Below are 11,775 nucleotides of genomic sequence, written 5' to 3' on the forward strand. Positions count from 1 at the left end.
ATCAGCACGATCGGCTCTTTGTGGTCTACCAGTTTTATGCCGCGTATGACGCCTTTGGTATCGATGCCGACGACAATATGGATCGGTTTGCCGGAATAGCCGATGGAACTGGTGAAATCTGAATTCAGATAGGCATAGCCGATCACCTCGCCCCGCTTCATCAGTGGAGCGATTGGTGGCTCGCCTTGTGGCTTGCCTATAGCGTCAGCCTCTTTGAAGAGCGTGCTTGCTTCAACCTTGGGAATGTATTTTTCCAGATCAGCGGCAGATGCCGTGGTCTGCCAGCAGAGCGCCAGCACAATCGCAGCCAATACGATGGATCTGACAGCTTCCAGTAAAAATGAAAATGACTGACTGACGTTTGGAAAACCCTGCTCCGGAAATCGGAAGCCCGCAGCGACCATACGGCCCGATAATACTATTTTCACGTCCAACCTGCGTTTGCTCTGCTATTAGTTGCGAGCATGTCTTTCGGTTGGAAATTATCGGATCAGGCAAAGAGTTCATTGATTTAAAACAAATACAAGAAGAAATCGCCCCACGTTATCAACACTGGTAATCCAGAACCTCAACAATCCTGCCAACTCACCCGATAAACAGAACCATTGAACGTTTCGGTTAGATTCTCGATCCAAACGTCATCAAAACCTATGGATGCAAAGCGTGGATCGATCATGCGCAACTGATCATCCAAGGCGAGTAATTTCTGATAGTGCCGCTGCGCTATCCTTCAATCGACATTGGATAGCGCATAGCGTTGAACGCTGTGGAGGTCGGCTTGGCGCGATTAGGCTCAGGACTGATTAATGCAACACATATGGCAAAATTCACCTTTTGCCATATGATGTATTTCATGAATAACTTTTAAGCAGTGACTTTAACTTAATACGATACCCCCATCGACATTGAGACTCTGCCCCGTTATGAAAGCGGCATCATCGGACGCAAAAAATGCAACTGGTCCCACTACATCTTCGGGATCACCGATCCGTCGCATGGCGGTCTTTTCCTGCCAGGCTTCACGTATTGCAACGTCATCAAGATTGACGCGGCCCATATCGGTCAAAATGATACCGGGGCAGATGCAGTTTGCCGTGATGCCAAAAGTGCCCACCTCCTGCGCGAGCACCCGCGTAAAGCCCATCACAGCGGCCTTCGATGCAGAATAATGCGCCTGTTCCGGTGCGCCATGCTTGCCGCCGATAGAGGCGATATTCACGATGCGACCGTATTTCTGTTTCTTCATGTAAGGTAAAACGGCCTGCACGACGAGGAATGTGCCCTTGGCATTTACGTCGAGAACGCTGTCCCAGTGCTCTTCCTTGAGATGTTCGACGTCGCTGGCAATCAAAATGCCCGCATTGTTGACAACGGCATCAATGCGGCCAAAAGTGCCGACAGCCTTCTGTACCATCCCCTCGACATCGCCCTTGTTGCTTACATCGGCATGAACCGCCAGAGCGCGACGACCGATAGCCGTGACTTCTTTCGCGACCTCTTCGAGCGCATCTTTCTGGCGTTCAATGTCATTGATCACCACATCGAAGCCGCGTTGGGCCATACCCACAGCAATTGCGCGCCCAATACCCCGACTGGCGCCGGTAACAAGCGCGATCTTTGCCGGATGTTCCATTTTTAACTCCTCCAGAAATTCAAAGAGCCGTATAGCCGCCATCAACCGCCAACACAGTGCCGGTTACGAAGCTTGCAGCATCGGACGCGAGAAACAAAACCGCATTGGCAACTTCTCGCGGCTCACCCAACCGCCCCTGCGGCGTCATGGCAAGCCAGGTAGAAAACCATTCTTTATTGCTGCGTCCGGCCAGTGTCAGTTCCGTCGCGGTGTAACCGGGGGCGACAGCATTCACCCGTACGCCCTGCTTCGCCCACTCAACCGCCAGTGACTTCGTGATAAGATTTACACCCGCCTTGGCGGCGTTATAGGCGATCTGCGGTTGAGGGTGGACAACGATTGCTCCGCACATGGAAGAGATGTTAACGATCGCCCCACGCCCGACCGAGGCCATGCGCTTTCCAAACGCTTGCGCGCAGTAGAAAACGCCATTGAGATTGACGTCAATCACTACACGCCAGTCCGCTTCCGTGACATCGCTTGCAGGCCCATTCCTGACGATACCTGCATTATTGATGAGGATGTCGGGCGCGCCGATATTACGCGTTATAGCTTCGGCCACCTGTTCGCTGGCATCCCGGTCTGTCACATCCAGCGCATAGAATTGCGCCGAAGCTGCTCGATTGGTGTTTAGCTCGGCAACAGCCGCTTCACCCGCGACCACATCGCGGTCGATAATGATAACAGTTGCACCCGCCTCGACGAAGAGTTCGGCGATAGCCCGTCCGATCCCTTTTGCGCCGCCCGTGATAACGGCGTTTTTACCAGTCAGCTGAAAATCTTTGAGCATCAGTCCACCTCAACAGTCTTTATCAAGCGGAGCGAACGGACTTCAAAGCCGGATAAAGCGCCCGATATTGCTGATAAATCTCGTTATAAATCTCTGTTTCGCGCGGGCGAGGCTCAATGCATGTGCCCGGTTTGACCATGGCGGCAATACCATCATCGATACTCGCAAAATGTCCGGCGCCGTGTGCTGCCAGAACGGCGGCGCCTACCGAAGGCGCATCGCGCGACTGTGGCACGCAGACAGGCAAACCAGCTGTATCCGCATGTATCTGGAGCCAAAGCGGCGAAGCACTGGCACCACCCCCGACCGTGATTTCACGTCCGCGATAGCCAGCATCTGCCATAGCATCGAGAATGGCGCGGGTGCCGAAACTGATGCCTTCCATGATCGCGCGGAATACGTGATGTGGCTCATGCGCAAGCGTCAGCCCGACGATTGCGCCTCGCGATACCGGATCGGTATAAGGCGTGCGATTGCCCTGAAAATGATCCTGCACAAGTAAGCCATCCGCACCCGGTTCCAGTGCCGCCGCCTTGCGGTTCAGTTCTTCCATATCCATGGTGCCGTTCATCATCCGACCAAGCCAGGCGATGATCGAACCCGTCGAGGTTTGGCCCCCTTCGATAATATAGCGCTTTGGATAAACCATATCCGGATAGCTGCCCCAGATCCCAGGCGCGTGCAAAGGCTTGTCGGAAACGCCAAATTGCAGATGCGACGAGCCGGTGATCAGTGCCAGCTGTCCAGGTTTGGCAACGCCGAGACCGATCATGCCGATCAGCGCATCGGCACCCCCCTGAACTACTTTCACTTTCTGCGAAAGACCAAGTTCAGTCGCTGCCGCCGCGCACAGATTGCTAATGACCTCACCCGGCGCGACAACACGAGATGGCCATTTCTGCAGCAGGGCTTCAAGGCCGAGCTTTTCCAGAAGCGTCTTGGGAAACCCACCGCGATCCGTGGAATAATGCCAACGCAACGACACATTGTTGAGGCTTGCGGCTTTTTCACCCGTCAAACGCAATGTCATGAAATCCTGATACTCGCAGACAGTTTCTGCTTTATTGAATATCTCTGGCTCATTGCGAGCGAGCCAAAGCGCCTTGGGGATCATCCATTCCGCCGAAACAGGACCGCGCCCGCCGCCATTGGCGAGCAGCGCGTCGTCGCCCGTGGCGAGGACTGCTTCGGCCTCAGCACTTGCGCGAACATCCATCCAAATAATCGAGGGACGCAAGGGGTTGCCCTCACCATCGAGAGCAACGATGGTACAACTCGTCGTTGCAAGCGTAATGGCTTCAATTGCTGTCGGATCAATTGCGGATTCTGAAATCGCTTTGCGCGCAGCCTGAACGAAAGAAGACCACCAGTCTTCCGGGTTCTGCTCCGCACGCGCTCCGCTCGAAAATTTCGTTTCGTAGGGCACGGCGGCACTTGCCAGACACGTGCCAGAAAGGTCATAGACCCGCGCGCGGATGCTTTCCGTGCCGCCATCTGCGGTCAGAAAATAAGCCATTCAAATCCTCCCGAATGGATCCCGGAGACACTCCCTGTTTTCGGAAAGTCTCATCGTACAACATTTCACGTCAGTCCACGGAACACTTCCAACGCCTTACCTGCATACATTACAGCCGGGCCGCCGCCCATTTCGACCGCAACCTCAAGCACCTCGACCAACTCCGGCTCGGTTGCGCCATGGCGGATGGCGGCATCGACGTGATAAAGAATGCAATCCTCGCATCCCTTGGCAACCGCAATACTAACGGCGATCAGTTCGCGCTGTGCCGACGAAAACGCTCCCGCAGTCGTTGCAGTTTTGCTGACTTTGGCAAAGCCCGTCATCAGATCTGGTGTTGCTTTGGCGAAAGCACCAAGCCGCGATTGTGCTTCCTTGAGCCGAACCCTCACGTCACTCATTGTCTTCTCCCATGACACCCAAAATCAGGGCGAGAACATCCTTTGTCTCATCCCATTGCGGCATATGCCCCGACTGAGCGAAGAAGTGAACACCAATAAAAGGTGACAATACGGTTACTTGCTGCCACGGTATGATACGGTCCTGAAGGCCGAACAGAACGCGGACAGGTTTTGAACGTGACTGCCTGTCGAGCGAAGCAACAATATCTGCGCGCTGGCCTGAAGGCCCTATGATGGCCTTCGCAAGTTCCTTAAGACGCCCCTTTGCCATGGTTGCGGCAATCTCTCCTGCAAGAGCAGCCGTCAACTCTACGGGCTTGGCCGCAATGCGGCGCAGCAGATGTGCAATCTCACCGGCACTCGTTGCCTGCGCCATGCCCGATACAAAGCCTGCGTCAATCTCCGAACCAAGGCCGGCAGGCGCAACAAGTGTCAGGCTTGAAACGCTGGCAGGGTGAGCCGAGGCAAAGGCTGTTGCCACAACTGCTCCCAGCGAATGGGCCACGATATCCACCTGACGAATGGAAAGGGCATCAAGGAAAGCGGGCAGGAATTCGCTCAATTCTTCCGGGTGTGAAGCATCGATCGTCGTCAGGCCATGGGCTGGAAGATCGGGAACGATAACGCGGAAACCCGCACGACGCAGGCCGGAGGCTATGCCGCTCCATGTCGTTCGATCGCCTGAAAAGCCATGAAGCAGCAGCAGGGTCCGCGCATTTTTGGGACCGATATCCGTATAGGCCACACGGCCTTTTGCCAGCGCCACGAATTTTACGTCAGTGTCGGCCTGCGTTCCGCTTGCAGCTGCCAGCACATCCTCTTTTTCGACACGTCCTCTGCGGCCAGATCCTGAAAGACTGTTGATATCAAGGCCTTTCTGGCGGGCCAGCCGGCGAGCCAACGGCGTAGCACGCGTGCGACCAGCATTGCCGGAAGCCCCGGGCTTTTGCGCAACGCGCGCCGGTACATCTGCTGGTGCAACCGCTTCAGGGTCTACCACTTCGCCCTTCTGCACAACTGCATCTGTCGCGACCTCAATACGGGCGATAGCCTCACCAACCGTCACCATATCGCCTTCAAGACGCAGAACCTCGATCAGCTTGCCGCTCACAAGAGCTGGAAATTCTGCAACCGTTTTATCGGTTTCAATTTCGAGTACAGCTTCGCCACGCTCGAATTGATCGCCCGCAGCCTTCAGCCAGCGTACGATACGCCCCTCTTCCATCGTCTCACCAAGACGCGGCATATCCAGATCGGCTATAATGAGCGCATTGCTGGAACCGGCTGTGCGTGCGGGATGCAACGCAGCCGGCTCCTCAGGAGAAGACGCGCTTTCGCCGCCATCATCCGTCCAGTCCGGACCACTGCCAATGTCGATGCGCGCCAGAGGCGCGCCGACCACGACATGATCCCCTATAGCGCCGATCCATTCATTGAGCGTGCCGTCGCCAAGCGCCGGGAATTCCGCAACCGTCTTATCGGTTTCGATCTCGATAATTGAATCCCCGCGCCTGAAACTGTCGCCCGGCTTGACGAGGAAGCCGACAATCTTGCCTTCATCCATCGTTTCGCCAAGACGCGGCATTTTGAGAATACGTTCTGTCATGACAGCATTCTTTCCGCGACAGACCGGATAAGTTCTGCGGTCGGCACGCTGCCAGCTTCAAGCTCCTGCGAAACGGAGATCGGGATGTCTTCGCCCGCAACACGCACAACCGGTTGTTCCAGATAATCGAAACATTCTTCCGTGATGCGGGCCGCAAGTTCTGCGGCAACACCTGCGGTCAAGACGCCTTCGGAAACAACCATGGCCTTGCCTACACGCTCGACATGTTCACGCACCGTATCAAAATCGAGCGGATTGAGCGTGCGAAGATCGATAATGGTTGCTTCAATTCCCTTGGCCGAAAGTTTTTCAGCTGCATCAAGCGCGTAAAAGAGCTGGCGCGAATAGGTGACGATAACCAGATCCTTGCCTGTACGACGAACCGCAGCCTTGCCCCATGCCAAGGGCTCCGCATCGAGATCAACCTCTTCCTTGCGTGTGTAGAGTGCCTTGTGCTCGATAAAGACGACCGGATCGGGTTTTGTGAGGCTCTGACGCAGCATGTGATAGGCATCCTGAACCGTAGCAGGCATGGCGAGCCGCAAACCTGGCGTGTGCATGATCCATGCCTCTAAGCTCTGCGAGTGTTGCGCGCCAGCGGAGCGTCCTGTGCCGCCCTGCGTTCGCAACACCATCGGCACTCCGGTCTGCCCACCGAACATGTAGCGGATCTTTGCCGCCTGATTGGCCAGTTGATCCATGGTCATTCCGAGAAAGTCGATATACATGAGTTCAGCGACCGGGCGCAGCCCGGTCATTGCTGCACCCACGGCAGCACCAATAATTGCAGGTTCTGAAATCGGTGTATCGATCAGGCGGTCAGGGCCGTATTTGCCGATCAGATCTTTGGTAACACCGTAGGCACCCCCATAACGGCCCACCTCTTCGCCGATCACAACGATAGTGTTGTCTTCAGCCATGGCATCATCCAGCGCTTTACGCAGCGCATCGCGGTAAGTCATGGCAACCATTATGCTTCATCCCTGGAAAGTACGCGGTCGATACGGGCACGAACCGGCTCCGGTTCAGGTTCACCCACGGCGTAAACATCTTTGAACATAGAGGTGAGTGCCGGAGCTTTGGATTCGACTGCGAAATCGATCGTCGCGTCCATCTCCGCAGCAACTGCGCTGTCCATCGTGTCGAGGGCTCCTTCCTGCGCAAGACCTGTCGAGATCAGCTGATCGCGCGTGAACTTCACCGGATCTTTCTTGCGCCCTTCCGTCTCTTCCGCTTCTGCACGGTATGGGCTCTTGTCCATGCGCGCATGGCCGAAGAAACGATAGCAGGTGACGGAAAGAAAGCCCGGTTTGCCCAGACGCGCATCATCGATGAGCCCTTGTGCTGTGGCCTTCACTTCTTCCACATCAAGGCCATCGACCACGGCACCGTTAAGCCCGAAAGCATGCGCGCGCTGTTCAAACGCCGTGTTGGCAGTTGCCTGATCGACACGAGTTCCCATGCCGTATTGATTATTGATGCAAACAAAAACCACCGGCAGGCCCCAAAGCGCCGCCATGTTCATGCTTTCATACAAAATGCCCTGCTGCATCGCGCCATCGCCAAAAAATGCGAGCGAGACAGAGTTCTTCTTGAGATAATTGCTGGAAAGACCAGCCCCCACAACAGAAGGAATACCGCCGCCGACAATTGCGTTCGCGCCAAGGTGGCCAAGCGCCATATCGGCAATATGCATGGAACCGCCCTTGCCACGGCAATACCCGGTTTCCTTACCGCCGATTTCCGCCATCATCTGTTTGGGATCGGCCCCGCGCGCCAGAAATATTCCGTGTCCGCGATGGTGGGTCGTGAATGTATCCTGCGGCTGCATCGCTGCACAAACACCGGCGGCAGCGGCTTCTTCACCGATGGACAGGTGAAGCATCGAACCTGCCGTCTGGCCGCGCACGAACAATTCGCCCACGCGTTCTTCAAAAGTGCGGATGCGCCGCATCGTTCTGTATAGTTCGAGGAGATTAGAGTTACTCGGATTTTGCACGTGCGCCTCCGACAGACCTGTCTGTTGCAAATGTTTCATGATGTTTGGTTCAATGCCTAACGCAGTTCCTCAAAGGAGCTTCAGTTTGGTGGTACGCGAAACGACCGCGACCGCGACGAGAATGATAAGACCCTTCACAATGCTCTGGATGTATGTGTCCATCCCGATGAGGTTGAGGCCGTTATTGATGACGCCGATGAAAAGTGCACCGAAGAAAGTTCCTGCAATTGTTGCAGTACCCGGACGGAACATGGTCATTCCGATAAACACCGTGGCGAGGCCGTCGAGCAGATAGCGTTCACCCGCGTTAGGTTGGCCAGAGCCCAGACGTGCTGCAAGAAGCGCGCCGGCAACGGCTGCGAAAATTGAACAGACCACAAGAGCGGCAGCGCGATAAAAACGACCGTTAACGCCGGAAAGTTCCGCTGCTTTGAGATTGCCGCCGACCGCATAAATGTACCGGCCGAATACGGTCCGTTCCATCAGAAACCAGGCCACAAAAACAACGATCACCATAGCATAAGCAAGAACCGGGATACCAAACAGCTGGCCTTGTCCAAGCCAGAGATAGCTGGCCGGAAGACCACCATAGATGGCGCGCCCGCCAGTCATCAAAAAGTTGATGCCGTAAAGAATGGACCCTGTTGCGAGTGTGGCAATCAACGAAGGCACCCCCACCAGCGTTACAAGCGCTGCATTGACGGACCCCACCACCAGACCAGCACCGAGACCGGCAAGCAATGCCAGCGGCAAAGGTGTGCCGGCAACCAGCAGAAGGGGGACGATAATACCCGCCATTCCGACCATATACCCGACCGACAAATCCATCTCACGGGCAGCAAAGCCGAAAGTCAATCCTGCTCCGACAATGGTCAGCATGGAAATCTGCTGGATGATGTTGAGAAGATTATTCGCTGTCAGAAAGCGGTCAACCGTGAGTGAAAAGCCGGCGAACAGGAGGAAAAGCACAAAAAGCGTACTGTATTTGAGCAGCCACTCGCCTTTGAGTTTTTTGCTGAAACTCTGCGCATGGCGAGCAGATTGCGGTGTGACCGCTGAGGATCGGGCGTTCATTGGGTAACTCCTGCCATTGCAGCAATAAATTTCGCTTCAGAAAACGCATCGCGTCCAATTTCTGGCCCGGGACGTCCGTTCACAAAGGGGATGACACGGTCAGCCACATCCGCGACTTCCATGAGGTCTGACGAGGTGACAAGAACGGCAACGCCCTTCTCTGCCAAACGGCGCATCTGCGCGTGAATTTCGCGCTTGGCACCGATATCGACGCCTTCCGTCGGTTCGATGAAGATCATCAGGCGATAGTGATCGTCGGCTCCGTAAAGCCACTTACCGATCGAAACCTTCTGCTTGTTACCGCCACTCAGATCTTTAACAAACTGACTGCGCGAATGCGCCTTGACGTTCATGAGCTCCATCATCCGGTCTGCCTCGCGGGCTTCGCGTCGCATGAACAATATGCCGGTACCAGCAAAAGTCGCGTAAGACGGGTGCACCATTGCAAGGTTTTCACGTACGTCCCAATCGCCAACAAGCGCGTTTTCCATGCGATGGTCTGGCACCAGTGCCACGCCTTTTTTCTGCATCGTCCGCGCATCAATTTTCGTCTGCACCTCACCCTGAAACAGGTACGTTCCGTCGGTCACACCGCTTGCGGCATAAAGCGAGCGCGCAAATCCGAAATGTCCTGCCCCTGTCAGGCCGATAAGCCCGATAATCTCACCCGCGTGAATGGCAAAATGCTCGACCTCTACACCGCCTGCTTTCCAGTCGCTAACGTCCAGAACAACGTTGCCAAACGCACGTACAGGCTGAATTTCCTGTTCGCTTGCATCCACACCACCGGTCCGCTGGAGCATGAGGTCAATCAGTTGCGCCTCGCTCGAATCTCCAGCCTGAAGCGTTGCGATGTGACGACCATCACGCAAAACAGTAATACGATCGCTTAGCGCCTTGATTTCAGAAAGAAAGTGGCTGATCAGCACAATGCCGACACCCTGTTTGGGCAGGGTCTTGATGATTTCCCAAAGGCTCTCTTTTTCGCGAGCAGGCAAGGTGGCCGTCGGCTCGTCAAGGATCAGTAGCCTCACATTACCGCGCAGTGCGCGGACAATTTCGATAATCTTCTGGTCGGCCATGGGCAGCATATCGACCTGCTGATTAAGGTCGATAGAAACCTGGGGAAACCAGCGGCCCAACAGCTCGTTCGCACGGGCCAGGAGCTTCCGGCTATCGATGATGCCAACCCCCATGCGTGGCTCGTCGCCCAACAGAATATTCTGCGCACCCGTCAGACCGGGAACGAGGCTGCCTTCCTGCGAAACATGTGCGATCCCCTTGCGCAAGGCATCGCCGGCGCTGCTCAGTTTCACCTCAGCTCCATCAATCGTTATCGTGCCGGATGTCGGGCTTTTGCTACCGCCGAGAATGCTGACCAGCGTGGTTTTTCCCGCGCCGTTTTCTCCGATCAGTCCGTGCACCTCATCGAACCGGAATTCAGCGCTGACCTGATCAAGCGCCAAAGTACCGGGATAAGACATCACGATCTGCGAAAGGCTTACAGCCATCGAAGAACTCCATGAATTGAATTGCTAGAGCATGCCTCCAAAATAGGGATCCAGTTTTGGGGTAACGACATGCGGAAAAACAAGAAGGTAGAGCGGTTGCAACGACTCCGTTTTAGCCGAGACAGCTCTAAATCCTGAAAAAAGGCCGGAACGTGGAACGTCCACGCCCCGGCCAGTGGCAGGCAATGGGGTGCCTACTTCTTCGGGAGGAAATCCTTGCAGTTCTGCTTCGTGACAAGCGGCGCATCAAGATAGACAGTCTTGGAAGGAATGACGGTGTCGGCATCTTCCTTCTTCACGACGATGCTTTCGATCCACTCGCCGGTCTGCGCGCCCATCTTTTCAAACGGCTGCGAAACAGTCGCGATCATCAGGCTGTCCGGCTTGCAGACTTCTTCAATTGCCTGTGGGTGGCCATCGATACCAATAACCTTCACATTTTTCAGACCTGCTGCGGTGAGTGCATTGATGGCTGCCTGTGCCGGTTCATCCCAAGGTGCCCACACGGCATTGATTTCTTCTCCAAAGCGCGATGCATAATCCTGCACCGTGCTGGTCGTGTCTTCGAAGAAGGCAGTGTAGTCGATATTATGTTCGGCGATGACCTTCACTTCAGGATATTCCTTCACCACGGCGGCCATAACGTCACCGCGCTTGCGGGTGCCATGATGCTCTGCCATGCGCAGGAAAATCATATTTCCTTTGCCACCCATCTCATTGAGCAGGTAAGGGGACACAGAAGCAGACATTGCCCAGTTGTTGGTTGTAACGTCAACGAGCACACCGTCTACCTGACCACTATCGATGGCGAAGACTGGAATTTTCGCAGCAACCGCAGCGTCAATCGCTGCACGCGATGCTCGGAGATCAGACATGCTTACGATAATGGCATCTACTCCGCGCGATGCGGCATCCTGAATGTTCGAAGCAGTGCGTTCGCCCGAGCCGCCGCTATCGAGAACGCTGACGTTCCAATCCTTGGCGGTTTCCTTGAGCCAGGCGTCAAATCCAGCCTTGGCACGTTGTTCAGATTGCGCAGCAGCGTTGGAATGCACCCAGGCTACATTGGTCGCGGATGCGCTGGCAGTACCCATAAGCATGGTTAAAGCGACCGCCGCGATGGACTTCTTGAAAAATCCCGTATTCATTTATTCCTCCCCGAAGCGGCGTGGTTGAGCCCACTACCCGCCTCACATTGTTGAACCCCGGCTCTGGGCGTCTCCGGCGACATTTCTATGATGTCGG

General features: G+C 55.2%; 10 protein-coding genes and 1 pseudogene. All 11 read right to left on the reverse strand.

Going from position 1 to position 11,775, the window contains the following annotated elements; all coding sequences use genetic code 11:
- A pseudogene (locus HWX93_RS11495) lies at window positions 1-428 on the reverse strand (4Fe-4S binding protein); the annotation flags it as partial.
- A 449-nt stretch (window positions 429-877) separates the two neighbouring features.
- Window positions 878-1,633: an SDR family NAD(P)-dependent oxidoreductase gene (locus HWX93_RS11500; protein ID WP_151554721.1), complete on the reverse strand. Its 756-nt coding sequence runs from the start codon at window positions 1,631-1,633 to the stop codon at window positions 878-880.
- Window positions 1,634-1,652: 19 nt separating this feature from the next.
- Window positions 1,653-2,423 (reverse strand): SDR family NAD(P)-dependent oxidoreductase, encoded by a 771-nt coding sequence (locus HWX93_RS11505; RefSeq protein ID WP_151554722.1) that lies wholly within the window; start codon window positions 2,421-2,423, stop codon window positions 1,653-1,655.
- Between the two features lie 22 nt (window positions 2,424-2,445).
- Window positions 2,446-3,939, reverse strand: coding sequence for an FGGY-family carbohydrate kinase (locus tag HWX93_RS11510; protein WP_151554723.1), 1,494 nt, complete (start codon window positions 3,937-3,939; stop codon window positions 2,446-2,448).
- Window positions 3,940-4,004: 65 nt separating this feature from the next.
- Window positions 4,005-4,340, reverse strand: coding sequence for a carboxymuconolactone decarboxylase family protein (locus HWX93_RS11515; protein WP_151554724.1), 336 nt, complete (start codon window positions 4,338-4,340; stop codon window positions 4,005-4,007).
- Window positions 4,333-5,946, reverse strand: a complete 1,614-nt coding sequence (locus tag HWX93_RS11520; protein ID WP_151554725.1) for an acetoin dehydrogenase dihydrolipoyllysine-residue acetyltransferase subunit — start codon at window positions 5,944-5,946, stop codon at window positions 4,333-4,335. The genes HWX93_RS11515 and HWX93_RS11520 overlap by 8 nt, the downstream gene beginning before the upstream one ends.
- Window positions 5,943-6,917 (reverse strand): alpha-ketoacid dehydrogenase subunit beta, encoded by a 975-nt coding sequence (locus HWX93_RS11525; protein WP_167522210.1) that lies wholly within the window; start codon window positions 6,915-6,917, stop codon window positions 5,943-5,945. The genes HWX93_RS11520 and HWX93_RS11525 overlap by 4 nt, the downstream gene beginning before the upstream one ends.
- Complete coding sequence (locus HWX93_RS11530; RefSeq protein ID WP_167394002.1) at window positions 6,917-7,984, reverse strand: thiamine pyrophosphate-dependent dehydrogenase E1 component subunit alpha; 1,068 nt, start codon at window positions 7,982-7,984, stop codon at window positions 6,917-6,919. The genes HWX93_RS11525 and HWX93_RS11530 overlap by 1 nt, the downstream gene beginning before the upstream one ends.
- Before the next feature lie 30 nt (window positions 7,985-8,014).
- Complete coding sequence (locus tag HWX93_RS11535; protein ID WP_104754006.1) at window positions 8,015-9,019, reverse strand: ABC transporter permease; 1,005 nt, start codon at window positions 9,017-9,019, stop codon at window positions 8,015-8,017.
- Window positions 9,016-10,530 carry a sugar ABC transporter ATP-binding protein gene (locus HWX93_RS11540; RefSeq protein ID WP_151554727.1) on the reverse strand — a complete coding sequence of 505 codons (1,515 nt, stop codon included), beginning with the start codon at window positions 10,528-10,530 and terminating at the stop codon, window positions 9,016-9,018. Before HWX93_RS11540 ends, HWX93_RS11535 begins: the two co-directional genes overlap by 4 nt.
- Before the next feature lie 194 nt (window positions 10,531-10,724).
- Window positions 10,725-11,678, reverse strand: coding sequence for a sugar ABC transporter substrate-binding protein (locus tag HWX93_RS11545; RefSeq protein WP_104754004.1), 954 nt, complete (start codon window positions 11,676-11,678; stop codon window positions 10,725-10,727).
- Window positions 11,679-11,775 lie beyond the last annotated feature (97 nt).

The organism is Brucella tritici (genome assembly GCF_902825325.1).
Taxonomy (GTDB): Bacteria; Pseudomonadota; Alphaproteobacteria; order Rhizobiales; family Rhizobiaceae; genus Brucella.

Bases quoted from the DNA above. Each gene is read 5' to 3' on its own strand.
- HWX93_RS11525 (WP_167522210.1), bottom strand. From the start codon at position 6,917: ATGGTTGCCATGACTTACCGCGATGCGCTGCGTAAAGCGCTGGATGAT.
- HWX93_RS11515 (WP_151554724.1), bottom strand. From the start codon at position 4,340: ATGAGTGACGTGAGGGTTCGGCTCAAGGAAGCACAATCGCGGCTTGGT.
- HWX93_RS11500 (WP_151554721.1), bottom strand. From the start codon at position 1,633: ATGGAACATCCGGCAAAGATCGCGCTTGTTACCGGCGCCAGTCGGGGT.
- HWX93_RS11510 (WP_151554723.1), bottom strand. From the start codon at position 3,939: ATGGCTTATTTTCTGACCGCAGATGGCGGCACGGAAAGCATCCGCGCG.
- HWX93_RS11545 (WP_104754004.1), bottom strand. From the start codon at position 11,678: ATGAATACGGGATTTTTCAAGAAGTCCATCGCGGCGGTCGCTTTAACC.
- HWX93_RS11505 (WP_151554722.1), bottom strand. From the start codon at position 2,423: ATGCTCAAAGATTTTCAGCTGACTGGTAAAAACGCCGTTATCACGGGC.
- HWX93_RS11535 (WP_104754006.1), bottom strand. From the start codon at position 9,019: ATGAACGCCCGATCCTCAGCGGTCACACCGCAATCTGCTCGCCATGCG.
- HWX93_RS11520 (WP_151554725.1), bottom strand. From the start codon at position 5,946: ATGACAGAACGTATTCTCAAAATGCCGCGTCTTGGCGAAACGATGGAT.
- HWX93_RS11540 (WP_151554727.1), bottom strand. From the start codon at position 10,530: ATGGCTGTAAGCCTTTCGCAGATCGTGATGTCTTATCCCGGTACTTTG.
- HWX93_RS11530 (WP_167394002.1), bottom strand. From the start codon at position 7,984: ATGAAACATTTGCAACAGACAGGTCTGTCGGAGGCGCACGTGCAAAAT.